The 20,960-nt window shown below is 71.0% G+C and carries 21 protein-coding genes and 4 tRNA genes; 10 read left to right on the top strand and 15 right to left on the bottom strand.

What is annotated here, in order from left to right; translation table 11 throughout:
• Nucleotides 1-19: 19 nt before the first annotated feature.
• From ACX80U_RS09400 to ACX80U_RS09365, 8 genes are all read right to left on the bottom strand, one after another.
• Entirely contained in the window at nt 20-904 is an 885-nt protein-coding gene (locus ACX80U_RS09400; protein WP_459268183.1) for a shikimate dehydrogenase, read from the bottom strand.
• Nucleotides 905-2,137 carry an endolytic transglycosylase MltG gene (gene mltG, locus ACX80U_RS09395; RefSeq protein ID WP_133080595.1) on the bottom strand — a complete coding sequence of 411 codons (1,233 nt, stop codon included), beginning with the start codon at nt 2,135-2,137 and terminating at the stop codon, nt 905-907.
• Nucleotides 2,134-2,751 carry a Holliday junction resolvase RuvX gene (ruvX, locus tag ACX80U_RS09390; protein ID WP_459268182.1) on the bottom strand — a complete coding sequence of 206 codons (618 nt, stop codon included), beginning with the start codon at nt 2,749-2,751 and terminating at the stop codon, nt 2,134-2,136. Before ruvX ends, mltG begins: the two co-directional genes overlap by 4 nt.
• A gap of 8 nt (nt 2,752-2,759) precedes the next feature.
• Nucleotides 2,760-5,438 (bottom strand): alanine--tRNA ligase, encoded by a 2,679-nt coding sequence (alaS, locus tag ACX80U_RS09385; RefSeq protein ID WP_459268181.1) that lies wholly within the window; start codon nt 5,436-5,438, stop codon nt 2,760-2,762.
• Nucleotides 5,439-5,593: 155 nt separating this feature from the next.
• Nucleotides 5,594-5,872 carry a DUF6167 family protein gene (locus ACX80U_RS09380; RefSeq protein WP_133080598.1) on the bottom strand — a complete coding sequence of 93 codons (279 nt, stop codon included), beginning with the start codon at nt 5,870-5,872 and terminating at the stop codon, nt 5,594-5,596.
• A 24-nt stretch (nt 5,873-5,896) separates the two neighbouring features.
• Nucleotides 5,897-6,271 carry a DUF948 domain-containing protein gene (locus ACX80U_RS09375; RefSeq protein ID WP_133080599.1) on the bottom strand — a complete coding sequence of 125 codons (375 nt, stop codon included), beginning with the start codon at nt 6,269-6,271 and terminating at the stop codon, nt 5,897-5,899.
• 158 nt (nt 6,272-6,429) lie between these two features.
• Entirely contained in the window at nt 6,430-7,056 is a 627-nt protein-coding gene (gene rpsD, locus ACX80U_RS09370) for a 30S ribosomal protein S4 (protein ID WP_055771608.1), read from the bottom strand.
• 422 nt (nt 7,057-7,478) lie between these two features.
• Entirely contained in the window at nt 7,479-8,948 is a 1,470-nt protein-coding gene (locus ACX80U_RS09365) for a replication-associated recombination protein A (RefSeq protein ID WP_133080600.1), read from the bottom strand.
• Nucleotides 8,949-8,999: 51 nt separating this feature from the next.
• Here ACX80U_RS09365 and ACX80U_RS09360 point away from each other — a divergent pair, with 51 nt between their 5' ends.
• On the top strand, nt 9,000-9,734 hold the full coding sequence (locus ACX80U_RS09360; protein WP_459268180.1) for an acVLRF1 family peptidyl-tRNA hydrolase: 735 nt from the start codon (nt 9,000-9,002) through the stop codon (nt 9,732-9,734).
• Nucleotides 9,735-9,821: 87 nt separating this feature from the next.
• On the opposite strand, the gene rpe is transcribed toward ACX80U_RS09360, so the two are convergent.
• From rpe to ACX80U_RS09335, 5 genes are all read right to left on the bottom strand, one after another.
• On the bottom strand, nt 9,822-10,484 hold the full coding sequence (rpe, locus tag ACX80U_RS09355; protein ID WP_459268179.1) for a ribulose-phosphate 3-epimerase: 663 nt from the start codon (nt 10,482-10,484) through the stop codon (nt 9,822-9,824).
• Between the two features lie 70 nt (nt 10,485-10,554).
• Entirely contained in the window at nt 10,555-12,135 is a 1,581-nt protein-coding gene (locus tag ACX80U_RS09350) for an RsmB/NOP family class I SAM-dependent RNA methyltransferase (protein ID WP_459268178.1), read from the bottom strand.
• Complete coding sequence (locus tag ACX80U_RS09345) at nt 12,132-13,097, bottom strand: methionyl-tRNA formyltransferase (RefSeq protein ID WP_459268177.1); 966 nt, start codon at nt 13,095-13,097, stop codon at nt 12,132-12,134. The genes ACX80U_RS09350 and ACX80U_RS09345 overlap by 4 nt, the downstream gene beginning before the upstream one ends.
• Nucleotides 13,094-13,699 (bottom strand): peptide deformylase, encoded by a 606-nt coding sequence (gene def, locus ACX80U_RS09340; protein ID WP_133080605.1) that lies wholly within the window; start codon nt 13,697-13,699, stop codon nt 13,094-13,096. Before def ends, ACX80U_RS09345 begins: the two co-directional genes overlap by 4 nt.
• 137 nt (nt 13,700-13,836) lie before the next feature.
• Nucleotides 13,837-14,712 (bottom strand): cytochrome, encoded by an 876-nt coding sequence (locus ACX80U_RS09335; RefSeq protein WP_459268176.1) that lies wholly within the window; start codon nt 14,710-14,712, stop codon nt 13,837-13,839.
• Nucleotides 14,713-14,906: 194 nt separating this feature from the next.
• On the opposite strand from ACX80U_RS09335, the gene ACX80U_RS09330 reads away from it, so the two are divergent.
• The 5 genes from ACX80U_RS09330 (at nt 14,907) to ACX80U_RS09310 (ending at nt 15,722) form a co-directional block, all read left to right on the top strand.
• Nucleotides 14,907-14,980: transfer RNA gene (locus ACX80U_RS09330), tRNA-Gly, on the top strand.
• Between the two features lie 52 nt (nt 14,981-15,032).
• A tRNA-Cys gene (locus ACX80U_RS09325) sits at nt 15,033-15,103 on the top strand.
• Nucleotides 15,104-15,129: 26 nt separating this feature from the next.
• Nucleotides 15,130-15,201, top strand: a tRNA-Val gene (locus ACX80U_RS09320).
• Between the two features lie 29 nt (nt 15,202-15,230).
• A tRNA-Gly gene (locus tag ACX80U_RS09315) sits at nt 15,231-15,304 on the top strand.
• A gap of 166 nt (nt 15,305-15,470) precedes the next feature.
• Nucleotides 15,471-15,722 carry an antitoxin gene (locus ACX80U_RS09310; RefSeq protein WP_208741005.1) on the top strand — a complete coding sequence of 84 codons (252 nt, stop codon included), beginning with the start codon at nt 15,471-15,473 and terminating at the stop codon, nt 15,720-15,722.
• Between the two features lie 97 nt (nt 15,723-15,819).
• On the opposite strand, the gene zapE is transcribed toward ACX80U_RS09310, so the two are convergent.
• The gene (zapE, locus tag ACX80U_RS09305) at nt 15,820-16,854 is read right to left on the bottom strand and encodes a cell division protein ZapE (protein ID WP_459268175.1); all 1,035 of its coding nucleotides are present in this window, start codon (nt 16,852-16,854) and stop codon (nt 15,820-15,822) included.
• A 370-nt stretch (nt 16,855-17,224) separates the two neighbouring features.
• Here zapE and ACX80U_RS09300 point away from each other — a divergent pair, with 370 nt between their 5' ends.
• Together ACX80U_RS09300 and ACX80U_RS09295 are read left to right on the top strand one after the other, a co-directional pair.
• A complete protein-coding gene (locus ACX80U_RS09300; RefSeq protein ID WP_459268174.1) occupies nt 17,225-18,142 on the top strand; it encodes a sulfurtransferase in 918 nt (305 codons plus the stop codon).
• Nucleotides 18,139-18,579 carry a SufE family protein gene (locus tag ACX80U_RS09295; protein ID WP_459268173.1) on the top strand — a complete coding sequence of 147 codons (441 nt, stop codon included), beginning with the start codon at nt 18,139-18,141 and terminating at the stop codon, nt 18,577-18,579. The genes ACX80U_RS09300 and ACX80U_RS09295 overlap by 4 nt, the downstream gene beginning before the upstream one ends.
• Here the strand turns inward: ACX80U_RS09295 and ACX80U_RS09290 are convergent.
• Nucleotides 18,563-19,831, bottom strand: a complete 1,269-nt coding sequence (locus ACX80U_RS09290; RefSeq protein WP_133080611.1) for an alpha/beta fold hydrolase — start codon at nt 19,829-19,831, stop codon at nt 18,563-18,565. The two genes, ACX80U_RS09295 and ACX80U_RS09290, sit on opposite strands and share 17 nt — an antisense overlap.
• A gap of 89 nt (nt 19,832-19,920) precedes the next feature.
• Here ACX80U_RS09290 and ACX80U_RS09285 point away from each other — a divergent pair, with 89 nt between their 5' ends.
• On the top strand, nt 19,921-20,406 hold the full coding sequence (locus tag ACX80U_RS09285) for a universal stress protein (protein WP_133080612.1): 486 nt from the start codon (nt 19,921-19,923) through the stop codon (nt 20,404-20,406).
• Between the two features lie 14 nt (nt 20,407-20,420).
• Nucleotides 20,421-20,846, top strand: a complete 426-nt coding sequence (gene msrB / locus ACX80U_RS09280) for a peptide-methionine (R)-S-oxide reductase MsrB (protein WP_459268172.1) — start codon at nt 20,421-20,423, stop codon at nt 20,844-20,846.
• The last annotated feature ends 114 nt before the right edge of the window (nt 20,847-20,960 follow it).

The raw sequence follows: 20,960 nt of genomic DNA, 5'->3' as shown, positions 1-20,960 counted from the left end.
CCATGCAGCACTGCAGGCTTCAGTGCCGGGGGGCGCCCACTGCGTCACACATCACGTTTAAGACCGTCGCGCTGTCCTGCCCGATGTCCGGGAAGAACAGGCGGACCTGTTCGACCGCCTGGTGGAGCAGCATGTCGAGGCCGGGCACGATCGTGCCGCCGGCGCGCTGCCAGTCCGCTGCGAGGGCGCTGGGCCATGGGTCGTAGGCGACGTCGAGCAGCGTCCCGTCCGTGCGGAAACCGTCCCGGAGGGGGCAGAGCGCGTCCGCTGCGCGGGGCGGGAGCGTGGAGATGACGACGTCCGACTCCGCCAGCGCCCGTCCTGCCCCGCCCCAGGGCTCGACCGTGACGCCGATGCCGAGCGCGGTCCCGATCGTCGCGAGCCCGGTGGCCGCCTCCGGCCGGCGCACGAGCACCGTGACCTCGGTGGCACCGAGCCGGGCGAGCCCCGCGACGGCCGCGGCAGCGGTGCCACCTCCCCCGAGTACGGCGGCCCGCTCGGGCCGCCGGACGCCGGCGGCGGCCAGGGCGTTCGCCACTCCCGCGACGTCGGTGTTGTGTCCGGTGAGGACCCGGTCCGCGCCGTGCCCTTCGACGACGACGGTGTTGACCACCCCGAGCACCGACGCCGGGTCCGTGGTGTGGTCGACGAGCCGGGCCATGCCGCCCTTCAGCGGCATGGTGACGGACAGTCCGCGCCAGCCGTCGGAGCGTCGCACTCCGGCGACGAAGTCGGTGAGGTCCGCTTCAGCGACCTCGACGGCGGTGTAGGAGCAGTCGATCCCCAGGGCCCGGTAGGCCGCCGCGTGGAGCAGCGGCGACTTGGAGTGGCCGATGGGGGAACCGATGACGGCGGCTCGGAGACGCGGAGGCGCCCCCGGTACCCCCGGTGCCGCCCAGGGCACCTACTCGCACCGTCCGGCGTTGTCGGCGCACCAGGCGTCGTACTCGGCGACGTAGCGCAGGTGCTCCGCGTAGGTCTCGGAGAACTTGGTCTCGGCCGTGTCGAGGTTCACCGTCACCCAGAAGTAGAACGGCACGTCCGCCGGATTGACCGTCGCGTCGATGGCCTCGTCGCTCGGGGAGCCGATGGGACCCTTCGGCAGGCCGGGGTTCGCGAAGGTGTTGTACGGGTTGGACGTGTCCGCCTTCTCCTCCGGCGTCAGCTGGTAGGTCCGCTTGCCCAGCCCGTAAGCCACGGTGGCGTCGGACTGCAGGAGGCCGTTGGTCTCGGTGTTGCCGGGCGTGAGCCGGTTGTTGATCGAGCCGGCCACGGTCGCGTAGTCGCCCTCGCCGGCCTCGGCCTGCACGATGCTCGCGATGGTGAGGATCTCGTACTGCTTGTTCGGATCGGTGACGCCGTCCTGCGCCAGGCGGTCCGTCGTGGCCTTGACCATCTCGGCGATGATGTCCGTGGCGCCGGCCTCGACGTCGAAGCGGTACTCCCCCGGGTGCAGGTAGCCCTCGAGCGAGAGTGCCTGCGGCGGGAGGCCGAACTGCGTCGGTGCGGCCGCGAGTGCCTCGAACTCGGCGCGCGGGATACCCGTCGATTCGGTGAGGATGTCGAAGACCTCGTTCTGCCGGAGGTCCCGCGCGACGGCGGCGTAGGACACGAGGGACGGGTCGGCGCCCAGCAGCGCCTCCGCGGCATCCGAGGAGGACATCTGCAGGCGCATCTCGTATTCGCCCGGCTGGACCTCGCGGCCCTCCGCGATCGCCGAGAGCGCCGTGACGAAGGTCGCCGAGTCGGCGACGATGTCGGCGGTCTCGAGGCCCTCGCCGATCGCGAGGGCACCGGCCCCCGAGGGGACCGTGAACACGGTCTCCTCGCCGCCGGGCCCTGCGTAGTCGGTGACGTCGTCGAGTCCGAGGAAGTCACGCAGCATCATCGCGGCGCCGTAGACCGTGCCCGCGAACAGCATGAGGACGACGAGCATGACGACGGTGCGGCGCAGGCGCCGTCGCTGCCGCATCTTGGACGACTGCGGCCGGCGGTCGGGCCGCGGGTCGTCCTGCGCGGCGAAGAACTCCTCCACGGGCTCGGGGTGGGCGTACCCCTCGTCCCCGGCGTGGGTCCCGGGGCCGTGTCGGCCGTCGGAGTCGCGGGAGGCGGGAGACTGGCCGGTACGGTTACTCATGACTCCGGTTCCCTCGTGCTCGACGAACTGTCCTTGATAACTGGCTCCTCAGTAGGGGTCGGCGGGAGGCCCTGAGCGACCTCTGCCTCACGCACAGGAACCGGATCCCCCACGTCCCGTCCACGTGAACGTTGCATGTCGATGGCGTGCTGGAGAATTTCGACAGCAGCCACCTGATCCACCACTTTACGATGCTCGCGGCTGCTCAGACCAGCCGCGTGGAGCGAACGGTGGGCCGATACCGTGCTCAGCCGTTCATCGACCAAGCGTACCGGCACCGGGTGGGACTGGCGGATCAATTCCTCGGCCACCAGGCCGGCATAGGTCCGGGCCATGTCGGCGGACGCGCCCTCCCGGCCGCTGAGGTTCTTCGGAAGTCCCACGACGATCTGGACGGCGCCGCGTTCCACGGCTTCCCGGACGAGGATCCGGACGTCGCTGTTCTTGCGCGCGTCGCGCTTCAGCGTCCGGATGGGGGTGGCCAGCAGGCCGTCCCGGTCGCAGCCGGCGAGCCCCACGCGGACCTGCCCGACATCCACCCCGAGCTTCGGACCGCGGGGATAGGGAGCGGCGTCCGGGTTCCCGGTCGCCGCTCCCGCGCCGTCGTCCGTCATGGGAGGCGTCAGCGTTCCGCTACAGCCGTGCGGATGGCGGAGAGTGCGTCGGGGATGCGCGAGGCGTCCGAACCGCCGCCCTGCGCGACGTCGTCCTTGCCGCCGCCGCCGCCGCCGAGGATCTTCGCCGCCGTGCGGACCAGTGCTCCGGCCTTCACGCCGGCGGTCCGCGCCGCCTCGTTGGTCGCGACGAGCACGAGCGGTCGGTCCTGCGAGACGCCGGTCGCGGCGACCACTGCCGGTTCGGATCCCAGGCGTCCGCGCAGGTCGAGCACGAGCGTCCGCAGTTCGTCCGCGCCGCCGATCTCGCCGGCGTCGTGCGCGACGACGCGCACGCCGTCGACGTCGACGGCCGTGTCGACGAGCGATCCCGCGGCCGCGGCGAGCTGTTCCTTGCGGAGCCGGTCGAGTTCCTTCTCCGCGGCCTTGAGCTTGTTCAGCGTGGCGGAGAGGCGCTCGGGCAGCTGGGCGGACGGCACCTTCAGCATGTCGGAGAGCTCGGAGACGAGGGCCCGCTCGGCGGCGAGGTGCCGGAACGCGTCGAGCCCGACGAGGGCCTCCACGCGCCGGTTACCCGATCCGACGGACTGCTCGCCGAGGAGCGTCAGGCTGCCGATGAGCGACGTGGACGCCACGTGCGTGCCGCCGCACAGCTCGCGGGAGAACTCGGCGTTCATCTCGACCACGCGGACAGTGTCGCCGTACGCCTCACCGAAGAGGGCCGTCGCGCCGAGGGCCTTGGCGTCCGCGAGGGACATGATCTTCGTCTCGACCTCGTAGTTGTTGCGGATCGCGATGTTGGAGACCTCCTCGATCTCCGAGCGGGCCGCGGCGCTGATGCCCTCGCCCCAGGAGAAGTCGAAGCGCAGGTATCCGGCCTTGTTGAAGGACCCGCGCTGGAGCGCCTCGGGACCGAGGATCTCGTGCAGGGCGGCGTGGACGATGTGCGTCCCCGAGTGGGCCTGCTCCCCTGCGTGGCGGCGCTGGCGGTCGACGGCAGCCGTCACCGTTGCACCCTGGGCGACCTCGCCCTCCCGCACGACGGCGCGGTGCACGCTGAGGCCCTTGACGGGCCGCTGGACGTCGAGGACCTCGACGACGAAGCCGTCCCCAGTGATCAGGCCGACATCTGCCGCTTGGCCGCCCGCCTCCGCGTAGAACGGGGTCTGGTCGAGGACGAGCTCGATCTCGTCGCCCTGGAGCGCACTCGGGACCGACGCGCCCTTGTCGAGCACGCCGATGATCGTCGCCTCGGACGTCAGCTCGTCGTAGCCGGTGAAGATCGTCTGGCCGCGTCCGAGGAGTTCGTTGAAGACCGAGAGGTCGGCGTGGCCGGCCTTCTTCCCGCGGGCATCCGCCTGGGCGCGCCGGCGCTGCTCGAGCATGAGCGAGCGGAAGCCGTCGGCGTCCACGGCCAGTCCCGCCTCCTCCGCCATCTCGAGGGTCAGGTCGATCGGGAAACCGTAGGTGTCGTGCAGCGTGAAGGCATCCTGGCCGGACAGGGGACGTTCCTCGGCGAGCGACTCCCGGACGGCTTCCTCGAGCCGGGCCGTACCCGAGGCGATGGTGCGCAGGAATGCCTTCTCCTCCGCGTACGCGATCCGGCTGATGCGTTCGAAGTCCTTCTCGACCTCCGGGTAGACGCCCTTCATGGCATCGCGTGATGCCGGCAGCAGCTCCGGCAGGCACGCCTTCTCGACCCCGAGGAGGCGCATGGCACGCACGGCGCGGCGGATGAGGCGGCGCAGCACGTAGCCGCGGCCCTCGTTGGAGGGGGTGACGCCGTCGGCGATGAGCATGAGCGAGGACCGGATGTGGTCGGCTACCACGCGCATGCGGACGTCGTCGGTGTGGTGCGGGTCCTCGGGCGACTCGGCGCTCGTGTAGGCCTTGCCGCTGAGAGCCGCGGCCCGGTCGAGGACGGGCCGGACCTGGTCCGTCTCGTACATGTTCTCGACGCCTTGCAGAATCATGGCGAGGCGCTCGAGGCCGAGGCCCGTGTCGATGTTCTTCTTCGGGAGCTCGCCGAGGATCTCGAAGTCGTCCTTGCCGGTGCCCTCGCCGCGCTGGTACTGCATGAACACGAGGTTCCAGATCTCCACGTACCGGGTGTCGTCGGCTTCAGGGCCGCCGTCCACTCCGTACGCGGGTCCGCGGTCGTAGAAGATCTCGGAGCAGGGACCGGCCGGGCCGGGCTGCCCGGTGGACCAGTAGTTGTCCTTCTTGCCCATCTTCTGGATGCGCTCGACCGGGACGCCGATGCTGTCACGCCAGATCTCCAGGGCTTCCTCGTCCTCGTGGTAGACCGTGATCCAGAGCCTGGACGCCGGCAGGCCGAAGCCGCCGTCGGCCACGTCGCTGGTCAGGAGCTGCCAGGCGAGGCGGATGGCGTCGGCCTTGAAGTAGTCGCCGAAGGAGAAGTTGCCGCACATCTGGAAGAACGTGCCGTGGCGGGCGGTCTTGCCGACCTCCTCGATGTCACCCGTGCGGATGCACTTCTGCACGCTGGTGGCCCGGCTGTACGGCGCCACCTCGCGGGCCGTCAGGTACGGGATGAAGGGCACCATCCCGGCGACCGTGAAGAGCAGCGACGGATCGGAAGAGATCAGTGACGCCGAGGGCACGACCGTGTGCCCGTTCTTCTCGAAGTAGCTCAGCCAGCGACTGGCGATCTCGTGGGACTTCATGGGGCAATCCTTCAGTGGTTGGTCGGGACGCGGTGGACCGGTCGGGGCGCCGGGGCGACCGGACGCGGCGCGGCATGGCGTGCCGCCGGCGCGACGCCCGGGCGCGGGACGCGTTCCCCGCGGGGCCGTCGGTCGGGCTGTGGGGCTGCGCGGTGCTAGCCGAGGGCGCGGCGCGGCGCGGGGAGCGTCCCGCCGGACGCCTCGGCGCCGGGAGCGGCCGGCTCCTGGACGCCGAGTGCGGCGCGCAGGTCGGTCTCGCGCTCCGACATGGCCGAACGCAGGGCGTCGGCGAAGTCGGCGATGCTGTCGCTGATCTGCCCGACGGCGCGGTTCAGCCCCTCGGGGCCGAGGGTGGACTTCGCCTGCGACACCTTGCGCACGGCGACGACGCCGATCGTGATGCCGGCTGCCAGCCAGAAGGCTCTTCGAATCATCGTTCTCTCCGGTTCTTTGGTGGGCTAGCGGCTGCGACGGCGTCGTGCAGGCGCCTTGCGGCCCGCGAGGGCCGAGCGGACACCGTAGGAGAACGCCGACACCTTGATGAGCGGGGAGCCGACGGTGGCGGCGACCAGCGACGACAGGGCGGAGATGTTGGCCGACGCGTCGGAGACGTTGGAGGTGATGCCGTCGACGGTCTTGAGCTGCTGGTGGGTGGTGCTCACGGTGCTCGTGACCTCCTCGATCAGCGGCGTCGTCTCGTCGGTGACGGTACGGATCGCCTTGCGCAGTTCGTCGAACACCCGCCCGAGCTTCCAGATCGGCACGGCCAGCAGCAGCACCAGGACGGCGAACACGCCTGCAGCTATCAGGCCCGCAATATCTCCACCTGACATGGGCGGTCTCCTTCTACACAGGGGTGCACCGCCTCCGGGGCGGGCGTGGGAATTCTTGCTCTTAGTACCTTACAGAACGAAGAGCCCGCGGCGTGTGCCGCGGGCTCTTGGTCCACACTTCGTCCTGCGCCGGCGGAGACGACCGTCAGCGGAGGGGATCAGCGTGCGTAGTACTCGACGACGAGCTGCTCTTCGCAGGTCACGGGGACCTCGGAGCGCTTGGGGCGACGCACGAGGCGTGCCTGGAGCTTGTCGAGCTGGACGTCCAGGTAGCCGGGGACGGCGGGGAGGACGTCGCGGTGCGCACCAGCGGCAGCAACCTGGAGCGGGACCATGGTCTCGCTGCGGCTGTGGACGTGGATGAGCTGGCCTTCGGCCACGCGGAACGACGGGCGGTCCACGCGGGCGCCGTCGACCATGATGTGGCGGTGCACGATGAGCTGGCGGGCCTGGGCGCTGGTCCGGGCGAAACCGGCACGCAGCACGAGGGCGTCGAGACGCATCTCGAGCAGCTCGATCAGGTTCTCACCGGTCAGGCCTGCGGTGCGGCGGGCTTCCTCGAAGATGCGGGCCATCTGCGCTTCGCGGATGTTGTACTGGGCGCGCAGGCGCTGCTTCTCACGCAGACGTACGGCGTAGTCGCTGTCCTGCTTGCGACGCGCACGGCCGTGCTGGCCCGGCGCGTACGGCCGACGCTCGAGGTACTTCTCTGCCTTCGGGGTCAGGGCGATGCCGAGGGCCCGCGAGATGCGGACCTTCCGGCGGGCACGTGTGTTGTTAGCCACGTCTACCTTTCGATTTTTTGCGGCGAAGAAACGGACCGGCGCCACGGGGGCGTCCGCACTTCCTGGTGTCGCTGGCCTCCACTTGCGGAGAGCCGGGATTGGCCGCTTCCCGGTACTACAGTCCGCCGCGACCCTGGCCGCCACCCCGCGCGGCGCAGCAGGAGACCTGCTGGTGAGCATAAGAGAGGAGGCTGGTACACGACGACTTGCCAGTCAGCGTCCCATCCTACCAGCGAGGCAGGGCGGGGCCGAATCAGGCGGACCGGGACCGACTCCTACCCCCTCGACCTCCCTGCAGGGAGGAGGACCTCGTCCTCCTCCCTCTCCGACGCGACACGCAGCATGGACGAGGAGCTCGGTCGCGACGGCGACCGGCCGACGCGCACGGGGAACTGAAGGATGACCACGGTCGTCCGTGCGCCCTATCTCCCCCGGATGATGCGGCGCAGTCTGGACAGCCTCGAGGCGATGTCCCGTTCGGCCCCGCGATCGGTCGGCTGGTAGTAGTCCCGCCCCACGAGATCGTCCGGCGCGTACTGCTGCAGGGCGATGCCGTGCGGCTCGTCGTGCGAGTAGACGTAGCCCTTGCCGTGGCCGAGCTGGCTCGCGCCCGGATAGTGTGCGTCCCGCAGATGAGCGGGAATGCCCTGCCCGCGGCCCGCCCTGACGTCCGCGATGGCGGCATTGATCCCGTTGTAGGCCGCATTCGATTTCGGGGCCGTGGCGATGTGCACCACCGCCTCGGCCAGGATGATCCGCGCCTCCGGCATGCCCACGAGCTGCACCGCCTGCGCCGCCGCGACGGCAGTCTGCAGCGCCGTCGGATCGGCCATCCCGACGTCTTCGGATGCCGAGATCATGAGGCGCCGGGCGATGAACCGCGGGTCCTCCCCCGCTTCGAGCATCTTCGCGACGTAGTGGAGGGCAGCATCGACGTCGGATCCCCGCAGCGACTTGATGAACGCGCTCGCCACGTCGTAGTGCTGGTCCCCCGCGCGGTCGTAGCGGAGCGCAGCGACGTCCACGGCTTTCTCGGCGTGGGCGAGCGTCACGAGGACCGGGAGTGGCTCCTCACCGTCCTCGCTGTCGTCCTGGTCCGCACGGGACGTCGACGCGGGTGCGTGGCCTGCGGGCGCTGTCCCGTCGCCGGTGCCGGACAGTGCGACGCCGGCAGCCGCCTCGAGCGCCGTCAGTCCCCGCCGCGCGTCGCCGGCCGCGAGGCGGACGAGGTGCTCGAGCGCCTCCTCGGACACCTCGACGGTGCCGGCCAGACCGCGCTCGTCGTCGACGGCGCGCTGCAGGAGGCCGCGGATGTCCGACTCGTCGAGCGGCCTCAGGGTCTGCAGCAGCGAGCGGGACAGCAGCGGCGACACCACCGAGAAGGACGGGTTCTCGGTGGTCGCGGCGATCAGCACCACCCACCCGTTCTCGACGCCGGGCAGGAGGGCATCCTGCTGGGCCTTGTTGAACCGGTGGATCTCGTCGAGGAACAACACGGTGGTCTGCCGGTACAGGTCCCGGGAGGTCAGGGCGTCGTCCATGACCCGCCGTACGTCCTTGACGCCGGCCGTGATGGCCGAGAGTTCGACGAACGTGCGGCCCTGGCCCCGCGCGATGACGTGGGCGAGCGTCGTCTTCCCGGTACCGGGCGGGCCCCACAGGATCACCGACGACGGCGCTGCGTGCGCTCCCGGATCGTGCTCGCCGGCGAGCGTGCGCAGCGGCGAGCCGGAGCCGAGCAGGTGCTGCTGCCCGACCACCTCGTCCAGCGAGCGCGGACGCATCCGGACGGCGAGGGGGCTCCGCGGGCGCACCGTGCCCGGCGCGCGCGGTCCGTCGGACGGCGCGTCGTCAGCCTCGTCATCCGCAGCCGCGCTGAATAGATCATTCACAGCGTCAACGTTACTGTGGGCCACTGACGCAGGCGGCACGAGAGGCGGAGCATGTCCACCACCCGATCGGTCCTCGTCGAGCCCCATCGGCTCGCGGGCTGGCTGTTCCGCTTCGAGGCTGGCAACGGTCCCTACACCGCCCTCCCGGCCCCGGCGTCCCCGAGCGCCGATGGCACGGTCGCCGGCGTCAGGATCGTCGCCCGCAACGGCTGCTCGGCCGTGCTCGCCCCGCCGCTTCCCGGTGGCGCTGCCCCGGCAACCGCGCCAGGAGCCACGCCGGCCGGCGCCGGCCGGTCCGCCGCCTCCGCCGCGGAGGTCCTGCCGGATCTGCTCTCGGACCTCGTGCACGGTGTCGCCCCCGACCTCACGGTCGGGCTCCTCCTGATCAGGCGCGGCGGGTACTCCGTCGGCGTCGCCAGGTCGGGCCAGGTGCTGTCGTCCAAGACCGGCACGCGGTACGTCCAGGGCAGGACGGCGGCGGGCGGCTGGTCCCAGCAGCGCTTCGCGCGACGCCGGGCGAACCAGGCGGACGCCCTGGTGGAGGAGACCGCCGCACGCGCGGCAGCACTGTACAGGGCCGATCCGCCGTCGTGCCTCCAGCTCGGCGGCGACAGGGCGCTGGCGGAATCGACCCTCGCCGAGCCCGTGCTGGCTGCCTTCGCCGGGCTCCCGCAGGTCCCCTTCGTCACGGTCGCGGATCCCCGGTTCGCGGTGCTGAAGGACGCCGCGAGGACCGCGCTGGCCGTGCGGATCACGGTGACCGATCCGCCGGACCCGAAGGCCTGACGGAGCGGACCGGACCGCGGGACCCGGCTGCACCGGGGGTGCGTGCCGCCGTCGTCCCCGCAGTCCCCGCAGTCCCCGGAGAGGGGTCTAGCTCTCCTGACCGGCGGCCGAACGCAGGGCGGCGATCGCGGTCGAGGCGTCGTCCGCCCCGTAGACGGACGAGCCGGCGACGAACACGGTGGCCCCGGCGTCGGCTGCGCGGAGGATGGTCTCCTCGGTGATGCCGCCGTCCACCTGGATGACCAGGGGCAGGCCCGCACCCCGGACGGCGTCCGCGGCACGGCGGATCTTGGGCAGCGTGAGATCGAGGAAGGACTGTCCCCCGAATCCCGGCTCCACCGTCATGACGAGCAGCATGTCGAGCTCGGCGAGCATGTCGAGGTAGGGCTCCACCGGCGTCGCGGGCCGGAGTGCCATGCCCGCCTTCGATCCTGCGCCGCGGAGTTCGCGCGCGAGCCTGACCGGGGCGGCTGCCGCCTCCGCATGGAAGGTCACCGACGCGGCTCCTGCCTCCGCGTACTGCGGGGCCCAGCGGTCGGCATCCTCGATCATCAGGTGGACGTCCAGCGGCAGCGGGCTGACCTCCTGGATGCGCCGCACGATCGGGAGTCCGAGCGTCAGGTTGGGGACGAAGTGGTTGTCCATGACGTCCACGTGCACCGCATCGGCCGAGGCGATGCGCTGCAGCTCCGCCTCGAGGTTGACGAAGTCCGCGGCCAGGATGCTCGGGTTGATCCGGAGGGAGGTCACAGCGGTTCCTTTCGTTGCCCTGCTCGGGTTTCGGACGGTCGACGGCGTCCGCGGGGGACTCCGTCCATCCTCACAGAGTCCTGCGGATGAGCGCGAGGTACATCGCATCGGTGCCGTGCACGTGCGGCCACAGCTGCGCACTCGAGCCGTGTCCGGCGTCGAGGGCTCCGCCGACGCTGACGGCATCCAGGGCGGCTCCCGCATCGAGGCGCTCGAAGCCGGTCCGTCTCCTCAGGGAGTCGTCGACGACGGCCTCGGTCTCCGCGTGGTGCGGTGAACAGGTCACGTACGCCACCACTCCCCCGGGCGCGACGGCGTCGAGGGCCGAGGCCAGCAGCTCGCGCTGGAGCGGCGCGAGTGACACCAGATCCGACGGCTGCCGGCGCCACCGGGACTCGGGGCGGCGCCGGAGCGCGCCGAGTCCCGTGCAGGGGGCGTCGACGAGCACGCGGTCGTAGCTCTCCGGCTGTTCCCGCCCGACGTCGCGCCCGTCCCCCACGCGGACCGTCCACGAGTCCGCGGGCAGGGGCCGCAGCGCCTGCCGGACGAGCTGGGCGCGGTGCGGCACCGGCTCGTTCGCGGTGAGGTGGACACCGCGGTCCTGCCCGATCGCCGAGAGCAGTGCCGTCTTGCCGCCGGGGCCGGCGCAGAGGTCCAGCCATTGCTCGGGACCGTCCGACCGGCGGTCGCCGAGGTCGACGGCGGCCAGCGCCCGGGCCACGAGTTGCGAACCGGAATCCTGCACGCGGATGGTGCCCGTGGACACCCCGGGGAGGCGGCTGACGTCGCCGCCCGAGTAGTAGGCCGACCCGGGAGCGAGGCGACCGGGTTCCGCGCCCTCGGCGAGGGCGTCGTCGAGCGTGGCGAGGCCCGGCAATGCCACGAGGTGCACCACCGGCGCTGCATTGTCGGCCGCCAGGAGTGCGTCGATCTCGGCGACGTCGCGGCCGTGGGCCACGAGCGCCTGGCGCAGGGCCCGGACGATCCACTCGGGGTGGCTGTGGCGCAGCGCCGCGATCGCGGTCGCGTCCGTCATGCCGTCGACGAGCTCGGCGATCCAGCCCTCGAGGTCGTGCGCGGTCACCTTGCGCAGCACCGCATTGACCAGCGACGAGGGCCCGGCACCGATCACGGCGCGCACCAGTCCGACGGTCTGGTCCAGCGCGGCGTGCGCCGGGACGCGCATCGCCAGGAGCTGGTGGACCCCGATGCGCAGCGCGTCGAGCACGGCGGGATCGAGTTGATCGAGCGGCCGGTCGACGCAGCGGGCCAGGACGGCGTCGTACGTCCCCTGGCCCCGCAGCGCGCCGTAGGTCAGCTCGGTGGCGAACCCGGCGTCCCGGCGGTCCAGTGCGTGCTTGCGGATGCTCGCCGGCAGGACGAGGTTCGCGTAGGCGTCCTCGGCGGCCACGGCGCGGAGGACCTCGAACGCCACGAGTCGAGCGGGATCGGCGCGGCGGGTGCGCTGCGAGGGCGCGGCCGAGGAGAACTGGCGGTCCCCGCCGCGGTTGCGCTCCCGGCCCTGCTCGTTGCGGGGGGGGGGGGCGTCCTGCCCCCGGCCGGCCTGGTTGCCCGGTCCGCCGGTGCCGCCGGATCGCCGGGACGGGCCGTTCCCCCCGGATCCGCTGTTCGTTCCTCCGGTACCGCTCACTCGAACACCAGCTCTCCGCGCGTCGCGCCTCGTGCCCAGTCGAGGGCCTTCATCATCTTCTTCCCCGCCGGCTGGACGCTGCCGAGGACCACCGGTTCCGTGCCTGTCCCTACCCGGACCTCCCGACCCACGACCTGCAGCGCGCCGGGAGCGGGTGGGCCCCCGGCTTCCGGCTGCCTGGTCACCCCGCCGGGGTCTCCCGGGGCGGGGTCCCCCGCGGCGGGCGAGACGGGACCGAGTTTCACGCGCTGCCCCTCGAGCGTCGTCCACGCGCCGGGCTCGGGGGTGACGGCATTGATGCGGCGCCGGACGGCGACGGCGGGTTCCGACCAGTCGATGCGGGCGTCGTCGATCCCCAGTTTCGGAGCGAAGCTCGGTTCGCCCGACTGCGGCGCGGCCTCGACCCGTCCGGATGCGATGCCGGAGAGGGTCTGCACGAGCAGCACGGCACCGCTGTGCGAGAGGCGCTCGAGGACCTCACCGCTCGTGGCCTGCGGTTCGAGCGTCTCGGTCATCACGCCGAAGACGGGACCGGTGTCGAGTCCCTCCTCGAGGCGGAACGTCGTGGCACCGGCGACGTCGTCCCCCGCGAGGACCGCGTGCTGGACGGGTGCGGCACCCCGCCATGCCGGCAGGACCGAGAAATGCAGGTTGATCCAGCCGTGCTTCGGCACGGCGAGTCCGGCCGGCGGGACGATGCCGCCGTAGGCGACGATCGCGGCGGCGTCGAGGTCGAGCGAGGAGAGCTGCTCGAGCAGCTCCGGAGTGAACCGGTTCCCCTTGAGGACCGGCAGCCCGAGCTCACCCGCGGCAGCTGCGACGGGGCTGGGGGTCAGGACCTTCTTGCGGCCCAGCGGCGCGTCGATGCGTGTGAGCACGGCGGCGACGTCGAACCCCGCGTCGACGAGCGCCCGCAGGGAGGGGACGGCGACCTCGGGCGTTCCTGCGAAGAGGATCCTCATCGGGTGGTCCGGCCGAAGGTCCCTGCGCGGCCCGGGGTCGATGCCGCGCCGGGGGTGAAGCTCGAACCGAGCGACCGGGACCGCTCGGCGGCCGTGCGGGACGTGACGCTGTTGTAGTCGGCGCTGCGGATCGCCCGAAGGGCATTCCGTCGGTCCTCGCCCTCGAGCCGGTCGATGTAGAGGGTCCCGCGCAAGTGGTCCGTCTCGTGCTGCAACGCCCGGGCCAGCATGCCGGTCCCCTCCACGGTGATCTCCTTGCCGGTCAGGTCCTGTCCGGTGACGCGGGCCCGGTCCGTCCTGTCCACGAAGCTTCCGAGCCCCGGGACGGACAGGCAGCCTTCGACGTCGGACTCCCCCTGGGAGGGTCCCGTGAGCTCGAGGACCGGATTCACCACGTGGCCCTCCGCGCCGTCGACGCGGTAGGTGAACACCTGCAGCCCGATCCCCACCTGCGGCGCGGCGAGCCCTGCCCCCTGCACGTCGATCATCGTCTCGGTCATGTCCTCGATCAGCCGGGCGAGGTCGGGACCGAAGTCGGTGACCTCCGCTGCCGGTGTGCGGAGGATCGGATCGCCGATCATGCGGATACTCAGGACGGCCATCGGTGTTCGGTTCCTCGCTTCGCGGAGTGCGCGCAGGGCGCGGGATCATCGGCACCGCGGCACTCGTGCTCGCCGCGGCTCCCGTCAATCCTAGTGCCGGGGCGCCCGGGCGCGCGGACTTCGGCCCGGTCGGCCCCTCAGGCGGGAAGCGCGGGCTCGGCGGGGGCCGTCCTCGTGGCGGGCGGTCCGATCGGGAGCAGGGCGCGCCCGGCCTCCTCGGCCTCTAGCCCTGCCGCCCAGGCCCGGCGCAGGGCGCAGAACCGCAGCCAATGGTTCCGCAGCACGGCGGGGTTGGCCCGCATCGCCCGCACCTCGGTCTGGCCCACGGCCACGCCGAGCAGCAGCGGCTGGTCGTCGTGGACCCACGGCCGCCATTCGCCCTTCTGCGGATCGACGAGGGATTCCTGCGCCTTCATGCCGGCGACCAGCTGCATGACGACCTTGTCGTCCAGGGCCTTCACGAAGCCGTTCCGGTCGGTGTTCTTGGTCTTGTAGTCGATGAGGCAGGTCCTGCCGCCGATCGTGGCGATGAGGTCGAGGGTGCCCGCGTAGCCCAGTTCGGTGTTCCACACCGTCAGTTCCGGCTCGACGGGACGCACGTCGTACAGGTCCCACCACTCGTCGAACCGCTGCGCGAAACCGCCCTCACCGTTCTCCTCCAGGGCCAGTCGGGCAGCCTCGAGCTCGTCGGGGCGGCCGAGGGCGCGCAGGGCAACCTGCTCGCAGTAGTGATGGACCCGGGTGCCGCGCAGGGCCGCGTCGTCACGGTAGCGCTCGGCGGCCGACGCCGCGTCCCGGACCGCCGTCCTGAGCTCGGCCGGGTCGCCCAGCGCTCCGGGCAGCCGCGGATCCCGCGACAGGGCACTGGCCGCCATGTGACCGAACCAGCCACCGAGGGAACTGGGCAGTTGCGAGATGACGGTGGTGATGGACGGCACGGACGGCTGCTCGGTCGTGGAGCGGGCGTACATGCGGCCGTGCGGCGTTGCGTGTGCAAGAAGCGGGGCGGTCATGGCTCCAGTCTCTCAGGCTCCTCTGACAGCGGGATGCAGGCGAAGGGGCGTCCCGGGGCCCCGCCGAGGCAGCGCGTCCGCCCGCCGATTGGACGAACTCCCGAACGTCCGATAGAGTTTTTTCTCGTTGGAAAACGAAGAAACACCGCGAAATGCTCAGCAGGTAGCGGGAATTCCGGGTTCTTCCTTCTTCTGCGGACGTAGCTCAGCTGGCTAGAGCACCACCTTGCCAAGGTGGATGTCGCGGGTTCGAATCCCGTCGTCCGCTCGCAAGTCACTGTATGGCCGGATCAGTCCGGTGGCCGGAGCGATCCGGTCACGGTGGGGTGGCCGAGAGGCGAGGCAGCGGCCTGCAAAGCCGTATACGCGGGTTCGAATCCCGTCCCCACCTCACTACGGTACGAGCACCATGAAAATGGGCGATTGGCGCAGCGGTAGCGCGCTTCCCTGACACGGAAGAGGTCACTGGTTCGATCCCAGTATCGCCCACGAAGGCGCCCCCTCGGGGGCGCTTTTTTGCGGACGTAGCTCAGCTGGCTAGAGCACCACCTTGCCAAGGTGGATGTCGCGGGTTCGAATCCCGTCGTCCGCTCTTTCCGGCCGATTGCGGCCGTTGCCCGGTCCTGGCGAGGACCGGGCATTTTTTGTGCTCAGCCCCGAGCGAACTCCTCCGTTCTCCCGCCGGACCCCGGGGTTCCTCCTCTATGCTTGGAGCAGCGGAAACGGTCCTGCGTTTCCACGACCGAAAGGAGGTGTCCGTGGGTTTATTGGACGGGCTCAAGGGCAAGGCCGGCACCCTCGCGGGTAAGGCGACCGAACTCATTGGCGATAATTCCGACAAGGTGAAGAACGGCATCGGGAAGGCTGGCGACTTCGTCGACAGCAGGACCCATGGCAAGTACTCGCACCACATCAACGGAGTGCAGACGAAGGCTTCGGGGATGGTGGACAGGATCGACAAGAAGGACGGCAAGGGCGACACCAGCCCTACCCCTCCGCCGGCCGTGTAATTCCCAGCCTGGCAATAAGGAAGCGCCGGTCCCGCCGAGAGGCGGCACCGGCGCTTCTTGCGTTCCCGCCGGAGGCGGCGGGAGGACCGCGATGGGCCTAGTGGACGACGTCGCTCCCCTGCCGCGCGAGGGCGGTGAGGCGGGAGACCGCCCGGTAGTACTTCTTCATGTAGCCGCCGCCCATCATCTCCTCGGTGAAGAGGTGGTCGAACGTCGTGCCGCTCGCCATGATCGGCACGTCCCGGTCGTAGAGCCGGTCGGCCAGGACCACGAACCGCAGGGCGACGGACTGCTCGGTGATCGTCTCCACGTCGTGCCAGGCGACGGCGTCGATCCCGTCGAGGAGCTGCCGGTAACGGCTCGGGTGGACGTCGGCGAGATGCCGGACCAGGTCCCCGAAGTCGTCCTCCGCCAGGACGCCGCCGGAGTAGGCGTCGATGCGCTCGCGCAGCGCGGCGTCGTCGAGCGCTGCCGGGGCCTGGGGCAGCCCCCGGTGGCGGTAGTCCTCGCCGTCGATCCTGGCCACCTCGAACTGGTCCGCGAGGACCTGGATCTCGCGCTGGAAGTCCTCGGCTGCGAAGCGCCCGTCCCCGAGCGACCCGGGAAGGGTGTTCGACGTCGCCGCGAGCTTGACGCCGGCGTCGGCCAGTTCGCGCATCAGCCGGGACATCAGCACCGTGTCCCCGGGGTCGTCCAGTTCGAACTCGTCGATGCACACGAGGCTGTAGCCGCTGAGCGCGTCGACGGTCTTGCGGAAGCTCAGCGCTCCGACCAGGTTCGTGTACTCGACGAAGGTACCGAACGCCTTGCGGCCCGTGGATGCGTGCCAGAGCGATGCGAGCAGGTGCGTCTTGCCGACGCCGAATCCGCCGTCGAGGTAGATCCCCGCCCGCGTGGTGGTCTTCCTGCCCCCGCCGAACAGTCTGCGGAATCCCGAGGGCTCGGGCTCGTCGACGGAGGAGGCGAACTCGCGCAGCTTGGTCACGGCGGCAGACTGCGACGGCTGCTGGGGGTCCGGACGATACGTGTCGAAGGACACCTCGCCGAAGCGGGGCGACGGGTAGAAACCGCCCAGCAACTCATCGACGGAGACCTTCGGGGTGCGCGCTGTGAGGTGTTCGGTGGCTGGCACGGATCTGGACCGCTTTCTCTTTCCGGCTGGGTGTCGCGAGGCCCCCGCGGGAGGCCGCTTCGCTAGGCAAGACTACGGCAAGGCGGTCCGTGCGCCGGTGGTCCGTGCCGCTCCCGCAGGTCCTTGACCGGACGCGGATCGGACGCGGGCCGGGACGTCAACCGGACGCGGATCGGACGCGGGCCGGGACGTCAACCGGACACTGATCGCACGCGGGGTACCCGGCGCCGGTCTCCCCTGCACCGGCGCCGGCACCGGGAATCGCGGCCCCGGCCGCACGCTGGGGAGCCGGAAGCAATCGGGCGGGCGCGTGGTTACGCTAGGGAGGAAGAGACGCTCCTTCGAGCAGACAGCTATGCGAAAGGCCGCAATGACACTGGCTCCAGATACGCAGGACAAGTTCGCCGAGTACGCCCATCCCGAGCGGCTCGTCTCCACCGACTGGCTCGCCGCCAACCTGGGCGCCGAGGGCCTGGTGGTCGTCGAGTCCGACGAGGACGTCCTGCTGTACGAGACGGGCCATGTGCCCGGCGCCGTCAAGATCGACTGGCACACCGAGCTGAACGACGAGGTGACGCGCGACTACCTCGACGGCGCCGCGTTCGCACGCCTCATGGCCACCAAGGGCATCTCCCGCGACTCCACCGTGGTGATCTACGGCGACAAGAGCAACTGGTGGGCCGCCTACGCCCTCTGGGTCTTCACGCTCTTCGGCCACGAGGACGTCCGGCTGCTCGACGGCGGCCGCGACAAGTGGGTGGCCGAGGGCCGGGAGCTCACGACGGACAAGCCGGACACCGCACCGAGCGACTACCCGGTCGTCGAGCGCGACGACGCGCCCGTGCGCGCCTTCCTCAGCGATGTCCTCGACCACCTCGGGAAGCCCCTGATCGACGTCCGCTCGGGCGACGAGTACACCGGGGCCCGCACCACCATGCCCGCCTACCCGGAGGAGGGCGCGATGCGCGGAGGGCACATCCCCACCGCGCGCTCCGTCCCCTGGGCGCGTGCGGCCGCCGAGGACGGAACCTTCCGGACGCGCGCGGAGCTCGACGCCATCTACCGCGGCGAAGCCGGCCTGCAGGACGGCGACGACGTCGTCGCCTACTGCCGGATCGGAGAGCGGTCGAGCCACACGTGGTTCGTCCTGACGCACCTGCTCGGCTTCCCGAACGTGCGCAACTACGACGGCTCCTGGACCGAATGGGGCAATGCTGTGCGCGTACCGATCGTCCGGGGCACCGAGCCCGGCGACGTGCCCGCGAGCCGGGTACGGGCGGCCCGATGACCACCGGGGCCGTCCCGGCGAAGCTCGCCGAGATCATCGACGACTTCCAGGACCTGACGGAGCCGGACCGGCTGCAGCTCCTGCTCGATTTCTCCCGGGAACTCCCGGACCTGCCGGAGCGCTACGGGAGCCACCCCGAGCTCCTGGAGCAGGTGGTCGAGTGCCAGAGCCCGCTCTTCCTCACCATGGAGATCGGCGAGGAGCCCGAGCGCCGCGTGCACCTGTTCTTCTCCGCCCCGCCGGAGGCTCCCACCACCCGCGGATTCGCCGGCGTGCTGCTCGAGGGACTCGACGGGCTGCCTGCCGCGGACGTCCTCGCCGTTCCCGACGACGTCCCCGACCGTCTCGGCCTGACCCGGGCGATCACCCCGCTGCGCATGCGCGGCATGGCCGCGATGCTGGGCCGGATCAAGCGGAAGATCAGGGAAGCGCAGTAGTCTCCGGGCCGGGCACCTTTCCACCGGGGAGGGCCCGGCCGTTCAGGTGTGCGTCCAGCCAGCGTTCGACGACGGCCTCCCACCGTTCCGGATCGAGGTTCCACTCCTTCGTGTGGCGGGCGCGGTGGAACCGCTCGAGGGTGACGAAGGCCGGGTTCCTGGCGGCCAGTTCCGCCGAGGGCCCGATGGGCACGAATTCGTCGTCCTCGCTGTGCAGGACGAGCGTGGGCAGGGTCAGCTGCTCGGCGCGGGCGATCCAGTCCATGCTCTTGAGATCCAGTGGGGCTGCCAGTCCGGTGATCCGCCGTGCGCGCCGGCTGGCGAGGAGGTACTGCCCGAGCCGCCCGACAGGGGCGGGGATCCGGTTCAGCTCGGCGTGGTGCGCGAGCACCTCGATCCAGTTGACGACGGGGCCGTCGAGGACCAGCGCGGCGATGCGCCGCCGGTGCCGGGAGAGGTCGGCGGTCTGCAGGACGATCGCACCGCCCATGGACCAGCCGAAGAGCACGACGTCGCGGGCACCGGAGGACACGGCGAAATCGATCGCGGCGTCGACGTCGTGCCACTCCGTCATCCCGAGGCCGTAGCGGCCGTCCGGCGCGGACGGCGCCTCGCCGTCGTTCCGGTAGGACAGGACGAGGCTGGTCATACCGAGCCGGCGCGCCGGCGGTACGGCGCGCAGCGCCTCCGCCCGGGAGGCTCCGCGGCCGTGCACCATGATGGCCCAGGTGCGGGCAGGAGCTTCAGCGCGGACGAGCCAGGCCGGGGCCGAGCCGCCCTCGACGGGGATGCTCACCTCCTCCTCGGCGAAACCCATCGCGGCCGGTGACGGGTAGACGGCCCCGCCCCACCAGCCGCGGGTCGCCGAGGTCAGGTCGCCCGCATAGACCTCCTCCACCTCACGCTCCACCGTCCCCTCCCGGGGCACGTAGGACCGGATGGCGCCCACGCGGGCGTGGCCCGCTCCCCCGTCGAAGTGCAGGCTGTAGGTACCCTCGATGGTCGTGTCCTCGTTCGCGGGGAGGATCACGGTGCGGTTGCCCGCCTGTCCGACCACCGCGAGGATCTCCAGGTTCTCGTCGCGCCTGCGCGCCGGTGTGACGATCTGCCGGGCGAAGTACACGGCGAGCCCGGACACCGCGCCGGCCGCGGAGGACGCGAGCGCGGCTCCAGCGCCCACCCCGAGTGCGGTCCACTTGAGCCAGGGAGCCCGAACCCGCTGCGTCGCGGCCGTCGACGTTCCAGTTGCCATAGCTCCATTTCTACCCTGCGCCGCAGGCGCCGTCGATTCGCGGCCCTGCAGCACCGCGGGCGGGCGGGGCGCCGCAGTACAGTGGCGCCATGAGCCGAACAATACTGGTGCTGACCGAGGAAGCCCTGACCCATCCCGATCTCCGGAACCTGCGGACCCTGCAGGGTGAGGATCCCGCCGAGGTCGTCGTCCTGATCCCCGAGGACCGCAACGAGTCCGTCCTGGGCGAGTTCTTCCGCCACCTGAGCCTCCTCGAGGTCGGTGAGGCGTTCCGCTCGTTCTCCGGCGACGACCGCCGCCATGACGAAGCCGCCGCCCGCACCGCCCTCGACGCGTCCCTCCGCCTGCTGCGGGACGAGGGATTCGCGGCGGGCGGGCGCACGACGACGGGGAATCCCGTGGACGCCCTCGTGCGGGAGGCCACGGAGAGTGGGGCCGAGCAGGCGGTGGTGATCACGCGTCCGCACGCCATGGCCGACACGTTCCACACCGACTGGGCCAACAGGGCACAGGACAAGCTCGGTATCGCCGTGCTGCACCTGTACTCGGGTTCGGGATTTATCGGCGACTCGTAGGCGTTGCACCGGATATGACTACCGAACGCGATACCTACCGGCCCGAGATCGAGAAGTCCGATGACGAGTGGCGCCGGGAACTGACTCCCCAGGAGTTCCAGGTCCTGCGCAAGGCGGGCACCGAGCGCCCCTACACCGGGGAGTACTACGACGCGAAGACGGCCGGCACCTACGCCTGCCGCGCCTGCGGTGCCGATCTGTTCACGAGCAACGAGAAGTTCGACTCGCACTGCGGGTGGCCCTCGTTCTGGGCGCCGCTGGCGGACGACAGGGTGCGGTACCTGCATGACAGGTCGATGGGCATGGAACGCATCGAGGTGCGCTGCGCCAGATGCGACTCCCACCTCGGGCACCTGTTCAAGGGCGAGGGCTTCGACACCCCCACGGATCAGCGGTTCTGCATCAACTCGATCTCCATGACGCTCGTTCCGGCGGAGTAGCCCGGACGAGAGCGTGCGGAAAGGCCGGCCCGCGAGCCGGCCTTTCCCGTGTCCGGCGTGTCCGGGTACGTCCCTCGTGCGTCCCATAGGGGGGAAAGCCGGTCTGGTCCTCTC

Source organism: Arthrobacter sp. TmT3-37 (assembly GCF_054510835.1).
This window is presented reverse-complemented; position numbering and strand designations above follow the sequence as displayed.